The 25,063-nt window shown below is 47.7% G+C and carries 16 protein-coding genes; 6 read left to right on the forward strand and 10 right to left on the reverse strand.

What is annotated here, in order from left to right; all coding sequences use genetic code 11:
- The first annotated feature begins 196 nt into the window (after positions 1–196).
- The 5 genes from GO493_RS14100 to GO493_RS14120 all read left to right on the forward strand — a co-directional run bounded on the left by GO493_RS14100 (position 197) and on the right by GO493_RS14120 (position 10,945).
- A complete protein-coding gene (locus GO493_RS14100; protein ID WP_157306845.1) occupies positions 197–3,298 on the forward strand; it encodes a SusC/RagA family TonB-linked outer membrane protein in 3,102 nt (1,033 codons plus the stop codon).
- A 21-nt stretch (positions 3,299–3,319) separates the two neighbouring features.
- On the forward strand, positions 3,320–4,846 hold the full coding sequence (locus GO493_RS14105) for a RagB/SusD family nutrient uptake outer membrane protein (protein ID WP_157306846.1): 1,527 nt from the start codon (positions 3,320–3,322) through the stop codon (positions 4,844–4,846).
- Between the two features lie 343 nt (positions 4,847–5,189).
- Complete coding sequence (locus tag GO493_RS14110) at positions 5,190–6,587, forward strand: TolC family protein (RefSeq protein ID WP_157306847.1); 1,398 nt, start codon at positions 5,190–5,192, stop codon at positions 6,585–6,587.
- A gap of 4 nt (positions 6,588–6,591) precedes the next feature.
- The gene (locus GO493_RS14115) at positions 6,592–9,822 is read left to right on the forward strand and encodes an efflux RND transporter permease subunit (protein WP_157306848.1); all 3,231 of its coding nucleotides are present in this window, start codon (positions 6,592–6,594) and stop codon (positions 9,820–9,822) included.
- Between the two features lies 1 nt (position 9,823).
- Entirely contained in the window at positions 9,824–10,945 is a 1,122-nt protein-coding gene (locus GO493_RS14120) for an efflux RND transporter periplasmic adaptor subunit (protein ID WP_232538841.1), read from the forward strand.
- A gap of 67 nt (positions 10,946–11,012) precedes the next feature.
- Here the strand turns inward: GO493_RS14120 and GO493_RS14125 are convergent, their stop codons facing one another.
- Complete coding sequence (locus GO493_RS14125; RefSeq protein ID WP_157306850.1) at positions 11,013–12,425, reverse strand: T9SS type A sorting domain-containing protein; 1,413 nt, start codon at positions 12,423–12,425, stop codon at positions 11,013–11,015.
- Between the two features lie 351 nt (positions 12,426–12,776).
- On the opposite strand from GO493_RS14125, the gene GO493_RS14130 reads away from it, so the two are divergent.
- Entirely contained in the window at positions 12,777–13,814 is a 1,038-nt protein-coding gene (locus GO493_RS14130) for an adenylate/guanylate cyclase domain-containing protein (protein ID WP_157306851.1), read from the forward strand.
- A 300-nt stretch (positions 13,815–14,114) separates the two neighbouring features.
- On the opposite strand, the gene GO493_RS14135 is transcribed toward GO493_RS14130, so the two are convergent.
- The 9 genes from GO493_RS14135 to GO493_RS14175 form a co-directional block, all read right to left on the reverse strand.
- A complete protein-coding gene (locus GO493_RS14135; protein ID WP_157306852.1) occupies positions 14,115–14,738 on the reverse strand; it encodes a hypothetical protein in 624 nt (207 codons plus the stop codon).
- The gene (locus GO493_RS14140; RefSeq protein WP_157306853.1) at positions 14,735–15,277 is read right to left on the reverse strand and encodes an RNA polymerase sigma factor; all 543 of its coding nucleotides are present in this window, start codon (positions 15,275–15,277) and stop codon (positions 14,735–14,737) included. The genes GO493_RS14135 and GO493_RS14140 overlap by 4 nt, the downstream gene beginning before the upstream one ends.
- Positions 15,278–15,283: 6 nt before the next feature.
- Positions 15,284–16,138, reverse strand: coding sequence for a hypothetical protein (locus GO493_RS14145; protein ID WP_157306854.1), 855 nt, complete (start codon positions 16,136–16,138; stop codon positions 15,284–15,286).
- Positions 16,139–16,270: 132 nt separating this feature from the next.
- The gene (locus GO493_RS14150) at positions 16,271–17,380 is read right to left on the reverse strand and encodes a TlpA disulfide reductase family protein (protein WP_232538842.1); all 1,110 of its coding nucleotides are present in this window, start codon (positions 17,378–17,380) and stop codon (positions 16,271–16,273) included.
- A gap of 32 nt (positions 17,381–17,412) precedes the next feature.
- Positions 17,413–18,816, reverse strand: coding sequence for a RagB/SusD family nutrient uptake outer membrane protein (locus GO493_RS14155; protein ID WP_157306856.1), 1,404 nt, complete (start codon positions 18,814–18,816; stop codon positions 17,413–17,415).
- A gap of 12 nt (positions 18,817–18,828) precedes the next feature.
- A complete protein-coding gene (locus GO493_RS14160; protein ID WP_317165428.1) occupies positions 18,829–22,029 on the reverse strand; it encodes a SusC/RagA family TonB-linked outer membrane protein in 3,201 nt (1,066 codons plus the stop codon).
- Positions 22,030–22,387: 358 nt separating this feature from the next.
- Positions 22,388–23,539: a FecR domain-containing protein gene (locus GO493_RS14165; protein ID WP_157306858.1), complete on the reverse strand. Its 1,152-nt coding sequence runs from the start codon at positions 23,537–23,539 to the stop codon at positions 22,388–22,390.
- A gap of 68 nt (positions 23,540–23,607) precedes the next feature.
- A complete protein-coding gene (locus GO493_RS14170; protein WP_157306859.1) occupies positions 23,608–24,192 on the reverse strand; it encodes an RNA polymerase sigma factor in 585 nt (194 codons plus the stop codon).
- Between the two features lie 14 nt (positions 24,193–24,206).
- Entirely contained in the window at positions 24,207–25,040 is an 834-nt protein-coding gene (locus tag GO493_RS14175) for a CvfB family protein (protein ID WP_157306860.1), read from the reverse strand.
- Between the last annotated feature and the right edge of the window lie 23 nt (positions 25,041–25,063).

The following is a 25,063-nucleotide window of genomic DNA, read 5'->3' on the forward strand; positions in this document are numbered from 1 at the left end:
AGTACTGGCATCATAATTACAGACAGTCAGTAATACTAATCACAAGACTTTACGGCGCGTTATCCCATTTTCCACGTTAAAATCAGGCACTTATATGCAAACGTTTGCATTACTGCAAGGTTGTTACCCGTGACTTCTTTTCTCTTGCAGCTGTTAATCCGCCAGGCATGTTTTCTATCACTTAAATCCATACGTTATGATTAATGCTCACAGCCCACGCATCAGGCTATTGTTCCTGTGCATCACATTGATTTTTACCTGGACGGCAGCCGTACATGCCCAGGTCCGGACAATAACCGGAATAATTACACGTGACAGCGATCAGCAGCCCATCCCCGGAGCTACTATAAGAGTAAAAGGTAGTAACACCGGGACATCTACAGATGATAAGGGCCGCTATTCCCTGGCCAATGTGCCCGTTAATGCAACATTGGTTGTTACCGTTCTCGGTTTCCAGACACAGGAGTTACCTGTAAATGGCCGCCAGCAGATAAATATTTCGCTTGCGGAAAGCAGTAAAGGATTGAACGAAGTACTTGTAGTTGGTTATGGCACCCAGAAAAAGAGTGACCTGACAGGTGCTGTTGCTACGGTGAATGGCACCGAACTGAATAAAAGGATAGCTACAGATCCTGTGCAGCTGTTGCAGGGCAAACTGCCCGGGCTATCTCTCACACAAGGCTCCGGTGAAGCGGGGAATGAAGGCTCTGTGCTGCGGGTCAGAGGGCTGGGCACTTACAGCTCGGCAGGAAGCAGCCCCCTGGTAATTGTTGACGGTATACCGGGAAGCCTCACCGTGCTTGACCCGCAGAATATAGAGTCTGTTACATTGCTGAAGGACGCTGCATCTGCCGCTATTTATGGTACAAGGGCAGCCAATGGTGTGATACTGGTGACCACCAAACAAGGGAAAAGCGGGCGGTTCCAGTTGTCATACGACTACAGTCTTGGCATCACCCAACCCACGGCCCTGCCTGATAACCTGATCTATAATTCTGCACAGTATATGCGGATGTACAACCAGGCGGCCGTCAATTCTGGTTATCCTAACCGTTTTACTGCCGACATGATCGCCGCCTATACCAATCCTTCTGATCCTGTCCGGTACCCTGATTTCAACTGGCTGGATGCTGTTATGAGGACGGTGCAGGTGCAAACACATCATATAGGGATGACGGGCGGCAGTAATGGTACTGTATATAATGTTGGTCTTGGTTATGTAGATCAGCCGGATATCATGATCGGGTTTTCGTACAAAAAATATAACCTGCAGTTTACCCTGAATTCGAAGATCACTGACTGGGCAACTTTTGGTTCCAGCGTTACGCTTAATTATGGGAAAAGAGAGTATGCCTCCAGGGGTAGCCAGGATATGTTCCTGTCCACGCTCTCTCAATCGCCTATGTACGGTCCTAAACTGCCTGATGGCAGCGGACGTTATGTAAACTCAATTTACCCCAGTGTACAAACGCCTAATAAAAATCCTGTTGCTATTGCAGAGAATGCACTTGTGAACAGCAATGAGTACAACCTGCAAAGCAGCCTGTTCCTGAATATCCGTCTCTTAAAGGGCCTGGAATGGAGAACAAGCGGAGGACTTAATTTCAATTACGAAAAGATATATGACTTCAAACCTGTGATAAACCAGTATAACTGGTTCGCCAAACTGACAGATGCACCCGAACGTACACTGGACGTGAACGGGCAGGGGCTTGTGGTTACAGATAATAACACGCTTTACCCGGTTGGATATACCCAGCTTACGTATACCAAAGCGTTTAACCGGCATAATACTAAGCTGCTGGTGGGTACCCAGGCAGAATACAATAAATCACAACGACTGGCAGGCAGCCGTAATACCCCTTTCCCCAGTAATAGTCTGCATGAACTGAATGCAGGGCCTGCGGGTTCCCAGATTGCAACCGGTACTTCGTCGGAATGGGCTTTACGCTCCTATTACGGAAGGCTGAATTATGACTATGCTGAAAAATACCTGCTGGAGGTTAATGCCCGTTATGATGCTTCTTCCCGTTTTCCACCCAATAACCGCTGGGGACTTTTTCCGTCTGTTTCAGCCGGCTGGGTGCTGACACGGGAACAGTTCCTTCATAACATTTCATGGCTGAATAATCTTAAGCTGCGTGGATCGTGGGGAAAGCTGGGGAACCAGAACATAGGTAACTATCCTTACCAGGATGTGTACACAAGCCAGAACTCCTATAACTCCAATACGGGTTATGCTTATTCTTTTTCCGGTAACACCCTGAGCTCAGGTGTGGCGCAGAATGGGCTGACAGATCAGAACATTATGTGGGAGACCACCCGCATTTTTAATGTTGGTGCAGATATCACGTTGTTCAATAAACTTGATATGACCCTGGAGTGGTATAATAAACTGACATATGATATCCTGTATACACCATTAATTCCTGCATACATTGGCTTGAATGCGCCTACTCTTAACCAGGGTAAAATGAAGAATACGGGGCTGGAAGCCTCCTTTCAGTATACAGATAACATAGGTAATGTAAGGTTTTCTGCAGGAGGTACTTTTCAGACAAATAGGAACAGGGTGATCAAGTTTGGCGCACCATCCATCAATACAGGAAATAATACCATCATCAAGGAAGGGCTGCCATATGGAAGCTTTTACATGTATGAGTATGCAGGGATATTCCAGTCGGCCGGGGAAATTGCCCGCTCTCCTATTCAGCAGTACAACCCTCAACCCGGGTATCTGAAATTCAAAGATGTAACCGGCAACGATACTGTTAATGCCAGTGACAGGGTTATTGTGCCAGGGGTTTTCCCAAAGTTTGATTATTCCTTTAATGCAAGCGCCTCCTGGAAGAATTTTGATATCTCTGTTTTCTTTTATGGCTCTTATGGGCAGAAACTGTTTGTGAATGGTTGGGGTGTTCAGCCGTTTAACCAGGGTTCTCCCCCATCGACAGACTGGCTGAATGCATGGACGCCGGAAAAGCCCAGCACGACTATGCCGCTGCTCTATATTACCGGGCAGGGGAATGCCAGCAGTAATATAAGCACTGCATCTACCTATTATCTGAAAGGAGCTTCTTTTTTAAGGCTTAAGAATATGCAGATAGGGTACACGTTTCCTGCATCTATTGTGAAGCGGGTGGCGCTCAGCAGTTTACGTGTGTTCTTTGCCGGCGACAACCTGCTTACCTTCACCGGTTTTTCAGGACTTGATCCGGAAAGGGTGTCCAGTAACACAAGGTTTGTAGCACATCCACAGAACCAGGTATTTGCTTTCGGTATCAAAGCAGCTTTCTAAAACAGTTTAATCTTAAAAAAAATGAAGTACGATATAAAACACCGGACCATCCTGTTGATGGTACTGATAGCTCTTTATAGTTGCGGGAAGGATTTTCTGAACCGGAATCCGCTGGATCAGCAGTCGTCCGGAACTTTCTGGAAGACCAAAGCTGATGCAGACCAGGCGTTGACTGCCATTTACAGTTACCTGATACAGGGATACAATTATACCAATTCCACCAATACCGGTCAGGGATGGGGCGCTGGTACACCGTATTGGGAGACGCTGACAGACAATGCGTACAGCGGGGCTTTTTCAAATGTTGCCACTGGTGCTATAGAAGCTACTACAGGCACTATTCAGTCTGATGCGTATAATACGTCATACAAGGCAATAGAAGCCTGTAATATATTCATGGCCAATATTGCCAAAGTAACGATGGATGATACGGAGAGGAATACCTATATAGCAGAGGTAAGGTTCATACGCGGATACTATTACTTTCTGCTGGCGCAGTTATATGGGGATGCTGTGCTGACCTTTCAGCCATTGGGTAAGGAACCGGCATCCTATCAGCTGGGAAGAGCGCCGAAAGCAGTGGTGCTGGACTCTGTAATGAGCGACTTCCGCTTTGCTGCTGCCAATCTTCCGAATACGTCTTATAAGGGGCATGTGGTGAGGGGTACTGCCCTGGGATATATAACAAAGCTGTTCCTCACTGTTCATAACTTCCAGGAGGCTGCTGCCACAGCTAAAACGATCATGACAGAAGGCAGGTTCAGTTTGTATGCAGGTGGTTACCGGAAATTATTCCTGAAGCCCGGGCAGGAGAATAACCCGGAAATTATGTTCTCCGGCCGTTACCAGGTACCGAATGCTTATAGCCCTGCAGATTACCTGTATACCTATAGTTCAAGCCTTCAGCCGCTGGGTTACCTGGTGAATGACTATGAGTGTACAGATGGCCTGCCTATTACCAGTTCACCTTTATATAATCCTGCCAATCCGTATAATAACAGGGACCCGCGGTTGCTGGCAACTATATTGGTGCCTGGTGTATTGTACAAAGGAGGTATTGCTTTTGATCCTGCTGCTATTGGCGCTTCGGCTGGTTTCCTGAATAAAAAAGGAGTTGATTCTACCCGTGCAACTGTTATAGGTACACAGAGTGACCAGGACTGGGTATATCTGCGTTATGCGGATGTATTGCTTATGTATGCGGAAGCACAGAATGAAGTTGTTGGCGCTGATGCGAGTGTGTATGATGCGGTGAATGCTGTGCGTACCCGTGTGGGGATGCCGGTAGTGGCGGCGGGGTTATCAAGGGATGCTATGCGTACTGTTATTCGTCATGAGAGAAGGATTGAGCTGGCAATGGAAGGGCAGCGGTATTTTGATCTGAAACGCTGGGGAACTGACAGGATTGTTATTCCCGGGGTGAAAGATCCCAGTGGTGCTTTAAGGACCTTTCCGTTGCGGGATACGTTGTGGCCGGTGCCACAGTCAGAAATGGATATAGCTGCTGCTTATGGTAATGAGATATTCAGGCAGACGGCTGGCTGGTAGTATTTATAAAAAAATGATGACCGGTTAAAGTGTTTCTTTGCCGGTCATCAAATTCTTTGAATTTTACAATTATTCATTTGAATGGAACAATAAAGAACACCCTTAATCTTATCAACTTTGCATTAGAATTTACGGAACTCAGCAGGAAGTAAAAATAAAAAGGACCACGTTTTTAGCAGGGGTCCTTTTGCTGTTTAATAAAGGCAATCGGAGTAAGGAAGGATTACCTCAGGTTAGAATACATTTCACGGGAATAAATCAACAGGGGCTCAAAAAGTTCCAGCAGGAAAAGCTATCCGGCCGGCCAACTCCAGAGCTAATGGTCAAACGCTCATTATTTATCATGCAAAGAACAAGAACCGCAGGGCTTCTCTTCCTGTTACTATTGTACGGGGTTACAGGAGAACTGCATGCACAGATGCTGACTTTAAAGGATGCGGTACAAACGGCACTTACCAATTACGGAACGATCAGGGCCAAGGCCAATTATGTCAACGCTTCAAAGTCGGCCGCCACACAGGCAAAGCGGGAGTACCTGCCTAACCTGAATCTTGCAGCGCAGCAGGATTATGGCACAGTTAACTCATTATTCGGTCCGGCTTACGGCATTTTCGGGAATGCTGCATCTTCCGGTCCGACGCTCTCTTCCCAGAACTGGAACGCTGCTTTTGGGGCGCTTTACCTGGCTAATCTGAACTGGGATTTCTTTGCTTTTGGCCGGGCGAAGGAAAGGATCAAAACGGCGCAGGCGCAGGTGGCAAGAGATGAGTCAGACTGGCAGCAGGAGCAATTCCAGCAATCAGTAAAGGTGGCGGGCGCCTACCTGAACCTGCTGGCGGCACAGCGTCTTACAAGGTCCTGGCAGAAGAACCTGGAACGTGCGGACACTTTCCGCGCGGTGGTGGTGACAAGAGCCAGGAATGGGCTGATTGCCGGTGTGGATTCTACGCTGGCCAATGCCGAGGTTTCCAATGCAAGGATCTCTTACACTAAAGCAAAGGATTTTGAACAGACACAGGCCAACCAGCTGGCGCAGCTGATGGGTGTGCCTGTACAGGGCTTTGTACTGGACACGCTGTTCATCGCCCGTATTCCTGCAGCCCTAACAGACAGGCCGGATACAACAAATGTGAAAGAGCATCCGATATTAAAATACTATGAGAACCGTATAAAGCTGAGCGATGAACAGGCCCGTTACATACATACTCAGAACTACCCGGTATTTTCTTTGTTCAGTGTTATGCAGTCAAGAGGTTCGGGCTTCAACTCTGCCTATGCAACTGATCAGACAGCATATACAAAAGGGTACTGGGACGGTGTGAAACCCAACCGATCCAACTACCTGCTGGGTGTGGGAGTTAGCTGGAACCTGACCTCGTTGCTGAGAGTGAAGCAGCAGTTCAATGCACAGCAGTTTACATCCAAAGGATTACAGGATGAATATGAACTGGCCCGTCAGCAACTTGTAGCCCAGCTTTCATTATCAGATAACAGGATCAAAAATGCCCTGGCCAACTATGCGGAAGCTCCTGTACAGGTGAGTGCTGCAACAGAAGCATATACACAGAGAACAGTTCTTTATAAGAACGGGCTGAACACTATTGTTGATGTAACACAGGTATTCTATACGCTGAACCGTGCGGAGACAGACCGTGACATAGCTTATACCAATGTATGGCAGGCATTGTTACTGAAGGCTGCCGCCAGTGGCAACTTCTCTCTTTTTATCAATGAATTTTAATTAGATGAACCTGATAAGAACAGCATTACGCAAACCCATAACCATACTGGTGATAGTAGCCGCCCTTTTCTTCTTTGGAATAGGCGCGATACGCACCATCAAGATAGATATATTCCCCAAGCTGGACCTGCCGGTAATGTATATAGCGCATCCGTTTGGAGGATATACGCCTAACCAGATGGAAGCTTATTTCGGTAAGCAGTACATCAACGTGCTGCTTTATGTGAATGGTATTAAAACTATTGAAACAAAGAATATACAGGGCCTCACATTGATGAAAGTGAGTTTCTATCCCGGCACTAATATGGCCCAGGCACAGGCAGAGCTCAGTGCATTCTGTAACCGTATACAGGCTATCTTTCCACCGGGTTCGCAGCCTCCTTTCATCATCCGTTTTGACGCATCTACGCTGCCTGTGGGGCAGCTGGTATTAAGCAGCCCTATCCGCAGTAACAATGAGCTGCTGGACCTTGCCAATACATATGTCCGTTCATCATTCACCTCCATTCCCGGCCTGGTGTCGGCGCCTCCTTTTGGAGGTAACCTTCGTACGGTGGTGATCAAGGCAGATCCTGAGCTGCTGCGTGCGCATAACATGACGCCGGACCAGCTGGTGGAGGCCCTGCGTATTAACAACCAGACCTCTCCTTCCGGCAACGTGCGTATTGGTGATGTGAACTATATCACACCTGCCAATACTGCTATCAGGACAGTGAAAGATTTTGAGAACATCCCTCTCTATAAAGGAGGAGTGCAGAACCTTTACCTGCGTGATGTTGCAAGTGTAGAAGATGGCGCAGATATTACTGCTGGTTATGCGCTGGTGAACGGACGCCGTTCCGTGTATCTCAGCGTTGCCAAAGCGGGTGATGCTTCTACCTGGGAAGTGGTGCAGAAGATGAAGGCAGCGTTACCTAAATTCCAGGCGCAGCTGCCGGAAGATGTGAAGCTGACCTACGAATTTGACCAGTCAGTATATGTGATCAATGCTGTGAAAAGCCTGATCAGTGAAGGTACTATAGGCGCTATCCTGACGGGGTTAATGGTACTTATGTTCCTGGGTGACCCGCGTGGCGCTCTTATTGTGATCCTCACCATTCCTACCTCTGTTATTGCGGCGGTGTTATGTCTGAAGATAGCAGGTCAAACCATTAACATCATGACGTTGAGTGGTCTGGCACTTGCCATCGGGATACTGGTAGATGAGAGTACGGTGACGATAGAGAATATTCACCAGCATCTTGATATGGGTAAGCCTAAGGGGCTGGCTATATGGGATGCGTGTAAGGAAATAGCCTTTCCCAAGCTGCTCATTCTTTTCTGTATACTGGCGGTGTTTGCCCCTGCGTTCACTATGGGCGGCATTCCCGGCTCACTCTTCCTTCCGCTGGCGCTGGCGATAGGTTTTGCGATGGTCATCTCTTATTTCCTGGCGCAGACCTTTGTGCCTATCATGGCTAACTGGCTGATGAAGGAGCATAAACATCACCCGGAATATAATCCTGAGCTGCATAAGAATACATGGAACGAGAAGAAGGAACTGGTAGAGAGAGCGGATTCCAACAAGGATGGAAAGATATCTTTCTTTGAAAAGGTACGTGGCCGTTTCATGCGTTTTATCAACAGGATCATGCCTGCGCGTAAAGTGGTAGTAAGTCTTTACCTGATACTGGGTATAGGGCTTGTGCTGGTCCTTATCAACATTATAGGCCGTGATGTGTTACCACGTGCCAATGGCAGCCAGTTCCAGCTCAGGTTACGTGCACCGGAAGGTACCAGGATGGAACGTACGGAAGAAAAGACCATTAAGGCCATTAATATCATTAAGGATATCGTGGGACCGGAGAATGTGGCCATTACTTCTTCCTATGTGGGCCAGCATCCCGGTCAGTTCTCCATCAGTCCTATTTACCTGTTTATGAGCGGTCCGCAGGAATCGGTGATACAGGTAGCGTTGTCAGAGCATTACAAAACTGATCTTGATGAGCTGAAAGATAAGATCAGGGAAAAGCTGAAGGCAGCAGAGCCGGATGTGAAACCATCTTTCGAGCCAATTGAGCTGACAGATAAGATACTCAGCCAGGGTTCTCCTACTCCTGTGGAGGTAAGGGTTTCGGGCAGGAATAAGCAGTTGAATGAACAGTATGCCGCAAAGATCATAGAGAAGCTGCAAAAGATACCTTACCTGCGTGATGTGCAGCTGGGGCAGTCTACCAAATATCCTTCGCTGAGAATTACGATAGACCGTATACGGGCGGCGCAGCTGGGTGTGGATGTAGGAGATATTTCCCGTTCTCTCACGGCATCTACTTCTTCATCACGTTATACGGAGAAGAACATCTGGATAGATGAGAAGTCTAACCTGAGTTATAGTGTGCAGGTGTTAGTACCTGAAAATAAGATGACGGACATACAGGATATAGCTGAGATCCCGGTGCTGAAAAGTGCGAGCAGACCTGTACTGGGAGATGTTGCTACTATTACGAGGGATACAACTTACGGCGAAGCTGACAACCTGGGAGCTATACCTACGCTGTCAGTGACAGCCAATACGAGTGATATTGACCTGGGTACTGCCACTAAAGATGTGAATGCCGCTATTGCATCGCTGGGTGAGCTGCCCCGTGGTCTGAACATGGAGATGATTGGTCTGAGCCAGACGCTTACCGATACGCTGGACAGCCTGCAGTCAGGTTTGCTGGTGGCTATTGTGGTGATCTTCCTGATGCTGGCCGCCAATTTCCAGTCGTTCAAAGTATCTATGGTGGTATTGTCTTCTGTACCTGCGGTACTGATAGGGTCACTTGCTTTACTGTTGCTTACCGGCTCTACACTGAACCTGCAATCTTATATGGGTATCATCATGTCAGTAGGTGTATCTATTTCCAATGCGGTGCTGCTTATTACGAATGCAGAGCAATTGCGTCTCAACAACGGCGATGCGCTGCTCTCTGCCAAAGAAGCGGTAGCTTTGCGTTTACGTCCTATCCTGATGACCAGCCTTGCCATGGTGGCGGGCATGATACCTATGGCCAGCGGCCTGGGAGAATCCGGTGATCAGACCTCTCCACTGGGACGCGCCGTTATAGGCGGACTGGTAGCCTCTACTTTCAGTACCCTTTTTATCCTGCCGCTTGTATTTGCATGGGCACAGGGCAAAGCATCTGTACAGTCTGTATCACTTGATCCGGAAGATAAACAAAGTAAAAACTATGTACCATCCTTATATGAATAGTATGAACAACATAAAAGCATTCGCTCTCACGATATTTTGCGGTATACCGGCAGCATTGCTGCTGAGCAGCTGCGGACAGACAGAAGGTAAAGCAGAGAACAAAAGCCCTGTTGCAGAGGCGCCTGCCGTAGCTGCTGTGACCCTTCACAAAGGAAAACTCTCTTCTTCACTGCAGATACCCGGGGAGCTGATAGCTTTCCAGCAGGTGGATATTTATGCTAAAGTGAACAGCTTCGTTAAAAAGCTGAATGTGGATGTAGGTTCTGAGGTAAGCGCAGGTACCCTGCTGGCTACTATGGAGGCTCCGGAGATCAGTTCACAGCTGGCAGGTGCGGAATCAAAGCTGAAATCGCAGGAGGCGGTTTACCTGGCCAGCAAGGCTAACTATGACCGTTTGCATGAGACCAGTCTTACGCCCGGTACTGTTTCAAAGAATGACCTGGATATTGCCCTGGCCCGTCAGAATTCTGACAAGGCTCAGCTGGATGCAGCGAGGGCTGCTTACAGGGAAATTGCCGATACCCGGAACTACCTGGAGATACGCGCGCCATTTTCAGGCGTTATAACGGCCAGAAATGTAAGTGCCGGGGCCTATGTAGGGCCAAGCGGCAAAGGCTCCGAATTTCCCCTGTTTACGTTGCAGGAACAGAAGAAACTTCGCCTGGTCATCTCCGTACCGGAAGCGTACACCAGTTACCTGGGTAATAACAGCGAAGTGGAGTTCACGGTAAAGGCTTTTACCGGCAAGACATTCGCTGCCAGGGTGAACCGCCTGGCAGGTGCGCTGGACAACCGTTTGCGGTCCCAGCGTATAGAAATGGATGTTCCGAACAATGATAAAAAACTGCTGCCCGGTATGATAGCCGAGGTGCATATCCCGATGAACACAGCAGACAGCGCATTCATCGTTCCGAAGACAGCCGTGGTTAATTCAACAGTAAATGTATTTGTGGTAAGGGTGGTAAATGGTAAAGCAGAAAGGGTACAGGTACAGACAGGGCGCGAAGCTGACGGGAACATTGAAATATACGGAAACCTCAATCCTGGCGATACGATAGTATCGGTAGCCACGGAGGAGCTTAGAGAAGGACAAGAGCTGAAGAATGTTAAAACAGGCAAGTAGAAAGGATTAGTACAAGAGAAAATGAAAGGCGTCCTGCTGTCAGGGACGCCTTTCTTATTTTCTTTAATTACTGGATCAGCACCTTTTTGGTAAAGGTGTTCTTTCCGTTCTTTACTACGAGGATGTAAAACCCACCTGCTATTTTGCCGGTGTTCACTATTACGCGTTGTGTGTTTTCCTTCCTGTACAATGCTACTTTCTTATTCACGTCTACCAGCTGTATCTGCACCGGGGCGGAGGCATCATACTTTGGCACTTCTACGGTGAGGCTGCCGTTGTTCACTACCGGGTTGGGATATGCCAGCAGTTCTTCACCAGCCACTTTATCTGCCGCTACTGCAGCATTTGCAGAAACTACGATAGAAGAGACCTTGTCGTTCCAGGCAGGTATGTCCAGCAGTGCTACATCTGAACTAAGCGTAAGGGAGGCGCCGGAGAAGTTATCGTCAGCATACAGGGTTACGGTGTAACCGGGTGTTACCTTCAGTGAAGTGATATCATCGTTACGCGCTCCGTAAGCTTTCAGCTGAGACAGCGTGTAGCTGCCGGCGGGGAGATACACGCCATAACCGCCATAGTTGTAGTCCTGGAATAATGAAACGGCAATGGGGGCTACGCTGTAAGCAAAGGGATAATCCTGCCGGGCCTTTACGAACTGGGCTTCATATTCGGCTGTCCAGCCGAAAGCGGTAGTGGCCTGTGCTTTCAGGTTTGTGCCTGCAGCGCCGCTCCAGAAATGAACGAACTCGCCCATGTTCATGCTGCCATATTCGGTACCTGTTCTTTTGAAATAGAGTGCCAGTTGTACAAAATAGCGGTTGAGCACCTGTGCGCCGCCGTACTGGTTGTAAATGGGATAGAACCAGTCCCTGAACCAGGCGGTGTTGGCCCGTGGGAAGGCGTCCCTGGAGGCGGTAAAGTCATTATATGCTGTGGTGGCCCGTGATGTTAGTCCCAGGGCATTGTACACATCATAAATGAAGATCTCAGCCCATTTGCTGTCTCCCCAGATGCCGAAGGCTGGTGAGCCGTGCAGGTTCTTACCGCCCAGTTCCACGATATGTGCAACTTCGTGTGTAACCAGGTTATAGTCTCCCTGGGTGGCGCTGGTGAAAGGACCTGCACCTACATCGATCAGGTTGCGGTTGTCATGGCTGGCGTCGAAATAAGTGGAGGGGTGACCGCCGCTGTATTTGCCTGTGTGGAAGATGGCAAACAGGCGTGGGTCGGCGCCAAAGGAGCCATAGGTCCTTTTGGTGTAACGCCATACATCGCTGAGATACTGGTTGGGCCAGGTTACTGAGCGGCTTACGTCGTTGTCAAAGTAAAGCGCCAGGTCGTTGTCGTAGAATACACGACTGACCAGCTGGTTATGTTCAAACCAGTGTTCCTGCCATGTTTCCGGCGGAGTTTGGGCTTTTGCAGGGAGAAGAGGGAGAAGGAAGAGTGCCAGCAGCACTGAAAGTAATTGTCTTTTCATGATGAATGGATTTAAATTAAGGGAAAAGTTGACGGACGTGTTTTATCCGCCGGTAGATACTACCGGATAAATACTTTTTAAAAGCCATTGGCCTTCCATTCAAAAGCAGCAAACAGACCTGAGAAAGCGCGGGCGGTTATACGTGGAAGATTTTATTACCGGTCCGGCCCCTGTCTTTATAGATGTTGACAGGTTATGGTATATTATGATTATTTAAATATACGAAGAATTTCATTTCTGCAAAAAGGTTTTAGCAAATAGTAATGTATCGGTTTTATTTTTTGTGAGAGAAAGCCTGGTCTTGCGGGCCGAACTGAGAAAAAAGAATACTTTCGGACATAAATCCATTGCATGAACCGGAGAACCGCCTTCAAATTCAGGCAGCTGGGCCTATTAACAGCGGTATGGCTGATGATAGGAGTACTCATTGCCCTGTACGACCACTTTACGCTTCACACTCATATTTCTGCCGGGCCGGCAGCAGACTATTCACTTCCCAGAGCTATTGTTGTTAACATGTGTGCGGCGTTAATAGGCGCTATACTGGGAGGCAGTCTTCTTGTTTTCTTTGTGAATGTGAAATTCCGGGACAAGTCGTATGGTTATACCATTGTGACCGTAATCGTGGCTTTTTCTGTTATCATTATACTTGTCAACATCATTCTGAAGGTAATAGCTGTAGCTAAACCTGATTATAACAGGATGTGCAAGAACAGTCTTGTATGGGCTATTGTTGTGGCAGTTACGCAAATGGCCCTGCAGGTTAACAGTAAGTTCGGGTATGGAATATTCTGGGACATTATCCGCGGAAAATATAATACGCCCAAAGAGGAACGCAGGATCTTCATGTTCCTTGACCTGAATGCCTCCACTACTATTGCGGAACAGCTGGGAGATAAGCAATATCATGCTTTTCTCAAAGACTATTTCAGTGATATGACCAATCCTATACTGGATAATAAGGGGGAGATATATCAATATGCGGGGGATGAGGTGATAGTGGCCTGGAAATATGAAGATGGTATCCAGAACAGCAAGTGTATACAATGTTTCTTTGATATCAAATACCACCTGCAAACACTGGAGGAGAAATACCGGCAGCGTTATGGTATTGTACCTTCTTTCAAAGCCGGGATCCATTGCGGGAAAGTAGTGGCGGGGGAAATAGGGATCATTAAAAGGGATATTACCTATTCCGGCGATGTGCTGAACACTACGTCCAGGATACAGGGTATGTGTAAACAATTCAATGAAGAGATCATTGCATCTGCAGACCTGGTAGAAGAGCTGCATTTGCCGGGGAATTTTGTGAAGCAGACGCTGGGCGCTATAAAGCTGAGGGGAAAGGAAAGAGAAATGCAGCTGATAGCGTTAAAACCGGTTATATAGCTGATCAATATTGTAAACCTGTTACGGGACCCGAAAGTTAGATTGTAAACTTCATACAGGGTTATCTAACAGAAGTGTAAACCTGTTCCAGGGCTATACACCCGGGTAAATATTTAGTACGTGGTGCTAAAGTGATACCGCAATACATACACTAAACATGCTTAAGACATGCTTGAAACATGCCTGAAACATACCTGAAAGTGGGAGTATCTATAGCGTATGACAACCTGTACCTTATAGCATGAAATGTTGATAAAAAGTTCTGAGTGAGGATGACTACTAATTTAAGCTGATACACTATTAATGCTTCCTGGGTGCAATCCTGTAATCATCATCATTTATTCCTTTTACCCCTGCAGGCTTTTTCCGGCCGGGGACAGTATCTGGTTTTAAAATCTTTACGGGTGGCGTATATATGATAAAAGGCGAGTCGGCCGCTATACTGTCTGGCGCTACAGGGGGGAGTAAAACCGGCTTCTGAACAGATATTGTATCCGGTTTTGTGATAACGGGCTCACGGTGTTCAGGCGTTATCCTGGGGGGAGCCAAAGGAGAATCGGCAGGCAGCGGGGGTTGTACAGGCTGGATGACAGGAGCCGGGACCTTAACAGGTGGAACAGCCGGCTGTGGTGTGCTGGTGTTGTATTTCAGGGAAAGATAAATAATGATTGCGATAACTGCTATGGCAGAGATAGAGAGTGAAGCAATCTTCAGTATTGTGTTGTTAAGTCTGAACAGATCTTCAGGGCGTGGAGGCTTAGTTTGCGGAGGCTCGGGTTGTGGATCTTCAGGTTGTGGGTTTTCGGGCATTTCAATGTCCAGCTGTGTGCTTATCCGGTTCCAGATAGCATCTTCCATAGCGGGCACAGATAGCTGTTCCAGCTTGCGGGCGATAATGATTTCATATGTTTCTCTTTTATTCATCCAGTGTGTAACTGTAATGTTTGTTTAAGGATCTTTCTTGCTTCGCTCAGGTGCCATTTACTTGTACCTTCGCTGATGTTTAGTTTTACTGCTATTTCTTTGTGTGTATGCCCCTCCATGACATATAGTATGAAAACCGCGTGAGTGGCGGGAGGTAATTTTTTGATGATGGTCATGATATCTTCTGCCTGCAGCCTGTCGATAGCATTGTTGTCAATATGCGGATCGGCTACTTCTTCTATTTCGATGGGATTAAATTTACCCAGGCTTTTAATATGATCTATGCCTTCGTTGGCAACAATGCGTTTGAGCCAGGCGTAAAATGAGCCTTTCTGCGGATCGTAAGTATGGAGGCTTTTAAAGGCCTTTACAAATGCAAGGCTCATAATATCTGCCGCATCTGCTTCATTCCGGGCGTAACGCAAAGCAATGGACATGGCAAAGCCGTAGAACTGCCGGTACAGCTGTTCCTGGGCCTTACGGTTATTGGCAAGGCAACCTTCAATCAGTAATGATATGTCCTGCTCCTGGCTTTGCAAGTGTTATTAAATAGTGGTCCTGGCTTCAGGTTCTTCGATCTGTTTTAACAGGATTGCCGTTCCCATGGCTGAAATGATGAATTTCATGTGTTCTTCCTGGTGGTTGTAGATCCAGAGGGACTTATCCATCGTATCAATGATCCCTATCACGCCGTCAGCAGTGCTGAGCTCATAGCCGGACAGTATCTTTGTTTTAAATAGTGTATTGGATACCTTCCCGTTCCTGTTGACCACTGTACTGAGGTTCAATGGTCTTATCCTGATAGTGTCTTTCCCGTTGGTGGCGTAGCCCTCTTCCTCTACATAAGGCTTGTCGAAAAAGCGGCGTGCGGTATCTTTAGTGATATCATATTTGTTGATCATCAACAGAGACCATAATCCCATTTTGCCGGTATCTGCGGGGATAATAGCGGCGGTGAAAGCGTATTTATAGTCAGTGAGCAGGGAGGTTTCTCCCATCCACTTCCAGAGGCCGCTGCTGTTAAACACCATGTTCCGGCTATTAAGCACTTCAGTACCAAATATTTCAGCGCTGGCATGCTCATTTTTGAGCGTGTACCTGAACCGTCCTTTTTCGTTATTCCGTTCTTTCGTCGTTTCTATATCGAATATATTCAATAACACCTCCTGCGGAGAAGTCCAGAGATTATTATAGCGGATGCTGGAGCTGAGGTTCCAGCCTCTTTTTATGCGGGAGGTGGTATAGTTTCCGAAGCGGAGGTGCTGGTTGATGCTCCAGACCTTTGCTCCTTTAACCGGGTAAAAGGTAGCCTGGCTGCTGAACTGGTCGGGTACGGCCAGGCGGCTGGTGCTACAGGAAACTGTAAATGTGAGTAATACAGCTAAAAATATATTTCTCATTCGTCAATATTAGTTAATTATGAGACACTATCAATGGTAATACCCTCAGAGGGGGGAAAAGGGTTGGGTGAGGGAAAAATATTTTTTTTGAGCTGAGGGAATAAAAAAGGGGGCTTAGCGCCCCCTTCCATTTTAATTTAATAACGACTCCAGTTTCTTATGTAGCTCCTCTCCTCTCAATCCTTTCCCGACAATCTTCCCGTCTTTATCCAGCAGGAAGCTGGCCGGTACGCTTTTCACTCCGTAGGCAGCAGCGGCGGTGTTCTGCCAGCCTTTGAGGTCGGATACATGTGTCCAGGTGAGCCCATCCGCAGCGATAGCTTTCAGCCATGCTTCTTTTTTACTGTCAAGCGATACGCCAATGATCTCGAATCCTTTGTCGTGATAAGCCTGGTAGGCTTTTACCACGTTGGGGTTCTCTTTACGGCAGGGGCCGCACCAGCTGGCCCAGAAGTCTACCAGCACATATTTGCCACGGAAATTGGAGAGTTTTATCATTTTACCGGTACTATCTGCCATGGCAAATTCAGGGGCCGTTTTGCCGATAGCGGTTTTAGCCGCCAGCTCCACTGCTGCCTTTATTTGTTTACCATAAAAGGATTGCTGTACCTTTTTAGTGAAAACAGGCCATAATGCTTCTGCCCTGTCAGGATAAGGGTAGGCAATATACCTGTCATGCACCACTACGGCAGATGCAATGGCATCAGGATAAGTTTTTACATATTCAGTAATTACGCTGTCATTTAGTTTTTCGACGAAGGCCCATTCTTTGTCGAATGCTTTCCTTGTCGGCTCGTCCATCTTCACTTTTCCTTTTTCAGTGACAGAGTCTATCCTGCGGTAGATGCCACCGGCTGTTTCGGTAACTATCTTCCATCTTACGTTGTAAAATTCTTTGAAGATATCCTGTTCCCTGGAGCCGGTCACTTTTGCTTTGAACAAAGAATCTTTATCGGCCGTTACCGTCATTGGCAGGTTTTCCACAAAAAAGCTGGCAGCCTGTTTATTGCCGGAGAGCTTTAATGTGTAGATGAGCGGTTCAGGCGTTACTCCTTTAAAGGTAAAGGCGCCGTTCACTACAGCTACGGAATCGGTGATCTCCTTTTCCTTCCATGTGTGGCTCAGGTAGGCTGTACCTGACTGCATGCCGGCGATGTTGCCTTTGATGGTATATCCTTTACCGGGGCCATCAAATGCAGTGCATACAGTGGGTAATAAAAATAGAATGGGTAATAACTTCATGGTGTTCTGTTTAACGATCTTATTTATGAGGTTTATTCGTAACCATCGTTCTGTGACAGGTTGGTATTTACCGCTCTTTCTCTTTGCGGAACCGGCCATAATTTAGCTGTTGGTTTCCAGGTGGGTTTCAGTGCACCCAGTACTTCGTCTGCCTTGCCTGTGCGGATCAGGTCAAACCAGCGGTGACCGTATTCTGCAAACAGTTCTACCCTTCTTTCATGTGCAATGGCATCCAGCAGTGCATTTTGTGTTATGCCTGCGTTGGTGTTGGCAATGAGTTCCAGGCCAGCCCTGTTGCGGATGCTGTCTACATCCTGGATGGCTCCGTTCAGCTCATTCTGCTGAGCCCTTGCTTCAGCGCGGATGAGGTATTGTTCGGAAAGACGTAATACGGTGTTGTATTCTGCGGCAGTACCACCGTTGGTGTTGATCTTATACTTGTAGGGATAAGAATATACCTGTCCCTGGTAAGTAATGTTGCCGATCCAGGCAGTCTTTCTTTTGTCGTTCGTTTCGAAGGCGTTGAGCAGTCCGCTGTTGATGACATATGCAGGTGTTGAACCGGGTATGAACCAGCGGGCATCCCAGGCGTTGAGGAACGAGGTAGCAACGGACTTCAGCTGCCAGATGGCTTCTGTATTGGCTTTCAGGAATACTTTGGTAACGTCCGGCACCAATGTGTAAGGTCCCTGTAATACTTCTGATGCTTTTGTTTCTGCAAGCGCCCATTGTTTATTGTACAGGTATACCCTGGCCAGGAGTGCGGAGGCAACGTATTTGTTGGCACGTACCTGTTCTGCGCTTGGATAGGTTGCTGTAAGCAGGGATTCTGCCTTCTGCAGGTCGGATATGACCTGGCTGTATACAGCGGATACTGAGTCACGGCCTTTCTCAGCGTTGGCTGCGTAGTCATTGTTAAGTATCAATGGTACTTTACCGTAGATGTTGGTCAGGTAGAAGTAGCAGTATGCACGGAGGAAGTAAGCTTCCCCCAGCAGTTGCTGTTTCAGCGCTGCAGATACCAGTGAGGAACCTTCCAGGCCGATGATAGCAGAGTTGATGGCATAGATGGAGGAATAGGTATTAGCCCAGTGATAGTATACGGGACCGTAGTTGCTGTATGCAATCTGGTTGATGGCATAGTCATTAAATGTCTGGCTGAAATCATAAAATTCGTCGGAGCATAATCCACCTGTTACTGTGATACCTCCGTTGGTGAGATAGAATGGATCGGCGCCCAGGATCATATTTGCATAGATACCTGATACGGCAGATAATGCGGTGTTATCGTTTGTGAAGATCTCGCTTACCGGAATGGCATCGTTGGGTGGCGCTGCATCCAGCAGCTTGTCACATCCGCTGTTTACAAGTGTTACAGTTGTCAGTATGAGAGAGGACAGTAACCATCCTTTTATATTGTGATATGTTTTACTCATTGTGGCTTCGTTTTAAAGTGACAGTTGGATACCTGCTGTGTACATTCTTAAAGGGGGCAGGAAGACGCCGCGTGTTTCCGGGTCAAGCCCTTTGTAGCTGGTAACGGTGAGCAGGTTCTGTCCCTGCAGGTATACCTGTAATTGTTGCAGCTTCAGCCTGGATAACAGTTTGGCAGGAAGATGGTAGGACAGGTATACATTCTTCAGGCGCATGTAAGATGCGTCATCCCAGTTAGCTGTGCTGGCTATGTAGTTAAACCAGCTGCCTGATAATGTTGTTGCTTTAGGTACACTTTTCACATCGCCCTGTGCTTTCCAGCGGTCCAGCACTTCCCTGTCAAAGTTGATCCTGCCACCGATAGGAGTATACATGTTATTCACATAGTTATAACCTTCCTGTTTAGCGAACTGCAGGAATACTGTGAGCTGCCAGTTACCGTAGTTTACGGTGTTACCGAAACCGCCGTAGAACTTAGGATCGGTATTGCCGGCTACTACCCTGTCGTTAACATAATCCACCGTGCCGTTACCATCCTGGTCTTTAAATACAGGCGCTCCTGTTGTTGCATCTACACCGGTGAACTGGTATGCTTTGACAACAGAGAGTGGTTGTCCTATTGCGTAAGTAGTGGAATATCCTGAAGCGGCCAGGCCCGGGTATTTCACCAGCCTGTTCTTTGGAACTGTCAGGTTAAATGAGGTGCTCCATTTTACTTTTTTGCTTCTTATGTTTACGGTATTCAGTTCAAATTCCCAGCCTTTATTTTCTACTACGGCAGGCAGGTTGCGCTGAACAAATGTGAAGCCTGTCATGGCGGGCAGGGGGTATCCTACCAGCTGGTTGCCTGTTCTGTTCCTGTAATAGTCAACGTTGAAGAAGATCCTGTCTTTCAGCAGGCCCAGTTCCAGTGCCAGGTCCAGTTTGTTTACGCGTTCCCATCCGTAGTCGGGGTTACCAACGTTGGAAGGGAAGAGGGATGTAACTCCCTGGTAGGAATAAGCTGTGGCAGACCATTTTTCGTAGTAGGCGTAGTCGCTGATCTGGTCGTTACCTACGACACCGTAGCTACCTCTCAGTTTTGCGAAGCTTACAAAGTGAACGTCCTGCATGAAGCCTTCCTGGCTTATGAGCCAGCTGGCGCCTACAGCGCCGAAGTTACCATAGCGTTTGCCAGGGCCGAAGCGGGAGGAGCCGTCGCGGCGCATACTTGCATTCAGCACGTATTTGCCTTTATAGTTATAATTCAACCTGCCGAACAGGGATACGTAGCGATAATCGACTGTTCCGTCAGTATAAACGCTGTATGCCCCGGCGCCCCTGAGCGATCCGAGGAGCGCTTCTGTGGCGTAGTTGTAGGCGTAGATATAGCTGGATGTGGTAAGACGTTTCTGATAGGTGGCGCCTGCCAGGGCCTGTAGTTGACCATCGCCCAGCTTAATTGAGTAATCTGCCTGCGGTTCTACGATGTAGCTCTTTCTTTTGGTAGCGCCGAAAGAAGCATTGGGCAGAGAAGTAGAATTAGGTGCATAGGCCCCTCTGTAAGTTTGCGCCAACTGGTCCATCGTATTCTGGTTATATCCCAGGTTCACCTTTATGTTCAGGTTAGGGATGACGGTATAACGTAATACGCCGTTGCTGATCAGGTTATCAGATTTTGTAGTGTACGGTTTGTACAGCTGATATAAAGGATTGGGATTACTATTATTGAGTCCCTGCCAGTTCAGTTTACCCAGAGAATCGTAAGGCGCCAGGTTAGGTGCAGAGAAGATAGCAGTAGTAAAATCGCCACTATAGGTTTTGTTCACATCATTAGTGAAATCGTTGGTGAGTGAAATGCTGAATTTATTGTTGGAGGATGTGTAGTCATATCCTGTATGCAGGGATATTCTTACATCATTTGCGTCTCCTATATACACTGTTGTTTCTTTACGGTAGCTGCTGCTGAGTGAGAACCTGTTCTGTGCATTGCCGCCGCTCAGGCCTATTTCGGCGTTGGTGAATTTTGCGGTATTACCGATGAGCAGTTTCTGCCAGTCGGTTTGCTGTGTCTGGCTCCACAGGGTCAGGTCAGGCGCGTTGCTGCTGGTGGGAGTTAATCCGTCGTTAGCGAATGCTTCTTTGCGTATAGCCAGGTATTCTGAAGTGTTCATCAGGTCCAGCTTTTTAGCTACTTTTCCTATACCGCTGTAGACGTTGGCATTCAGTCTTACCTTACCGTCTGCGTTCTTTCCTTTTTTGGTAGTGATCAGGATCACGCCGTTAGCGCCTCTTGAACCGTAGATGGCGCTTGCATCGGCATCTTTCAATACGGAGATGCTTTCGATATCGTCAGGGTTGATGCTGTTCAGCGGGCTTTGGTTACCTACGGGAGGGTTACCGATGGCTTCAAACTGGTTTAATGGAGTAGACAGGAATGGTACTCCGTCTACGATATAGAGAGGGTCTGTACCGGCGCCGATGGAGTTACGGCCGCGGATGGTGACGTTGATGTTGGCGCCAGGTCTGCCGCTGGTAGAGTTGATCTGCAAACCGGCTACGCGGCCCTGTAATGCCAACAGGGGGCTGGATACCGGCTGTTCGTCAAACACCTCTGCTCCTACTTTGCTGACAGCGCCTGTGCTGAAGCGTTTGCTGGTGGTACCATATCCTATTACCACTGTTTCATCCAGCCTGCCGCTTGCCTGCTGCATAACCAGGGTAGGATTGTCGGGGATCTTGCCAACAACGGATTCTACTGTCTGGAAGCCGACATAGGTGAATTGCAGTACGGCGTTTTTATCGGGAACGCTGATGCTGAATTCTCCTTTTGAGTTGGTAGATGTTCCTTTATTGGTGCCTTTGATGCGCACGGACACACCTGGTAATGGTGTTCCTTTATCGTCCAGTACTTTACCGTTGATGAGGACAGGATCCGGCGCTGCTTCTACCTGTGTATTGACAGGTAGTTTTTTACGGCTGATCACGATGGTCCTGTTCTCGATAGTGTAGCTGAGCGGCTGATGCTGCATGCTGATGTTCAGCACTTCTTCTACTGAAGCGCTTTTTACATTGATGGTAACCGGGCGTGTTTCTTTGAGCAAATTGGCATCATAGAAGAATACATAGCCGGTTTGTTTTTTAATGGCAGTGAAGACCTCTTTCAGAGAAAGGTCTTTCCCTGTCATTGTCACTGTCTGGGAGTAGCTCTTTGCACTGAGCTGTAGTACACCCACAATAATTAAAATAACAGACAATCTCATTACTTTCCACACTTTACCTGAAACAATACGATTCCCTTTTTCAGTTATGCTCCCCTCCTTGCATAACCCGTTCAACAGGGATAATAGAGTGCCAATACTGCTTTGGCACAACGCAGTTAAAATCATAATTTTGGTTTGGGCGATTAAGAAATAAGCTACTGATTACAAGATTGCCCTTTCATAGCCGGTAATGTTCGCAGCATTACCGGCTTATTTCCGGGCCTGATTCTGGTTGGTTTCTACATGTTGGCAATACACTTTTTTAACGTTTAATAATGTTTGTCCCCTTTTTCTGGCCTGCGGCCGGTTAAGAATTTAAACTGGTGCACTATTATGGTGTTACGATCAATGTTTTTCCTTCTACTCTAAAGTTCACGTCAGACTTTCTCAATATGTTCAATACCTGTGATAATTGCAGGTTTCTTTCTATTTCGCCGTTAAACTGTCTGTTGGGGACAGTTCCTTCATATACTATTGTAATGTCATACCAACGTTCCAGCTGACGCATTACTTCCTGGAGGGAGGCATTGGGAAAGTTAAATAACCCGTTCTTCCAGGCTGTTATTGCGTCTGTATCCACTCCATTGATAACCTTTAGCGTCTGTGCTTTGTTTAGCAGGGCCTGCTGTCCGGGTTTCAATGTTATGGTAGCCTCGTTGTGCGTCACTTTTACGGCGCCGCTGAGCAGGGTAGCTTTCATACCTGCTTCGTCATGGTAGGCGTTGATATTAAAATCTGTGCCCAGTACGTCCAGTTTAACGCCTCCGGGGATGGCGACCCTGAAGGGCATGTCTGCCAGTTGTTTTATTTCAAAATATACTTCTCCGGTCATCTCCACCTCCCTGATGTTGCCGGTAAAACTGGCCGGGAAGCGGATGGAGGATGCGGCATTCAACCATACCCGGCTGCCGTCTGCCAGGGTGAGCTGGTATTGACCGCCCCGGGGGGTGGCCAATGTGTTGTAGACGGTCTGTGCCGGGTTGCCCTGGGCTGTGTAGGCTAGTTGGCCATTACCACTGCTGGCGATGCTGGCGTTTCCCTGCTGGGGCAGGACACGGTTTGTACTGTCCAGCGTTATGGTGCTTCCGTCTGCCAGGGTGAGCACTGCTTTATTGGTACCGGGGGCAATGTCTCCATTTCCTGTTATGGCCACTGCCGGTCCTGGTCTATCATTCCTTTGCAGCAGGTAAAAGGCGCCTCCGCCCAGTAGTGCTATCACTGCTGCTGCTGCCAGCCAGCGTTTTATATTTATGACCGGCCTGCGTTCCTGCCGGTTACCGGCCAGTACCTGTTGTAATACCTGTTCCCAGCGTTCTCCTTCCACTGCTTCCGCCCTGGTACGGCGGATCTCTTCCACGAGGAGGTCCAGCACTTCGTCTTCCCGGTAGTTGTCCAGTAGTGTAAACAATTCCTTCTCCTCAGCCGGGGAGCTGCTGTCGGTGTCATATTTCTCAAATAGCTGTCTGATCCTCTCAATACTCATGGTGGGTGGGTATTTTGCTATATAAACGACCCAAAAAGAGAAATGGACTATCGGAAACTAAAAAAAATTCAAAAATTTCTCCAAAGGCTGAATAAAACCAGAATGGAAATGCCTTTTTCTTGAATAAATGTACGGATGGATTGCATAGCGCTGACCAGTTGGTTGCGCACGGTATTGGGGGATAGCTGTAATTTTTCGGCTATTTCGAGGTAACTAAGCCCTTCCTGTCTGAGGAGGTAAATGGTACGGCGCTGGGCAGGCAGCTGTTCTACTGCTTCTGCCAGCGCCTTACGCGTTTCATTGTAATAAATATTGTCTTCCAGGTTTTCAGGGCTTTCTGCCGGCCCTGTGTAGCGGTCGAGGAAATGTTGTTCCCGGGACAGTTTCCGCAGGTAATCCAGGGTCCTGTTGGCGGCAATGCGGTAGAGGTATCCATCCGGCGATTCCATACCGGCGATGGTTTCCCTGCCGGCCCAGAGCCGCATGAAAGTATCCTGGATGATCTCTTCGGCGATGCTTTCTGACCTTACCTTTTTCAGGACAAAGGGGTAGATCACACGGTTATAGTGATAAAACAGCCGGGTAAAGGCCATTTCATCACCTGCCGCTGTGCGGCGCCAGAGTTCTTTTTCATTTTGTAGACTATCCTGCATTCCTGTGGAGCCAGTTATTCTTCATCCACCAGTTTAATACCGGTTTGTGTGAATATGATCTTACGTTGTTTATAAAGGCTGCCTGTGGTCATTTTAAATGTCTTCTTGCTCATGCTGAAGAAAGAATAGATCTCTTCAGGATCTGATTTATCATGATAGGGCAGGTATCCATTGTTTTCTTTGAGGAGGCGCAGGATCTTTTCGGCTTCATTCTCAACGCGGTTATATCCGGGCGCTCCTGCTACCACGTCAATTTTATCTCCTTTGATGGATTTGATAAAGCCTTTGAGCTTATCTCCTATGTCCAGTGTGCCGAATACTTCGCTGTAGTGGAGTACGCCGGTATGTTTCTGGTTGATGATCACTACAAATCCTATTTCTGTTCTGCGGTATATGATAAGGTCTACCACGTCCAGTTCTTTGACTGTCAGGTCTTCGTTGCTCAGGTACTGGTCTATTTTTTCTGTGGCTGCTACCCTGCCGGTGAGCTCATCCAGGTAGATCTTTACGAGGTAATCCTGGCCGGGGTGCATGCGGGTGAGCTGTTTGGAGGCTGGTACGAAGAGATCTTTCATCAGTCCCCAGTCAAGAAATGCTCCCTGTTCGGTAGCGCCTGTGGCTTTCAGGTTCACGATATCTCCTACTATGCCGTATGGTTCCTGGTTGGTGGCTGTGAGCCTGTTCTCGGAATCATGGTAGATGAATACTCTCAGTTCATCCCCTTTTTTGGCGCCTGCCGGTACGAACCGTTTGGGCATCAGTATTTCCTGATCGCCCCCGTCGAGGAACAATCCGAAATCACTCTCTTTCTTTACCCGCAAAAGGTTGTATTCACCTACTTTATACATGTGCTCTTTCTGTTTTGATAACT

The sequence above is a fragment of the Chitinophaga tropicalis genome, from assembly GCF_009758205.1.
GTDB classification, from domain to species: Bacteria; Bacteroidota; Bacteroidia; order Chitinophagales; family Chitinophagaceae; genus Chitinophaga; species Chitinophaga tropicalis.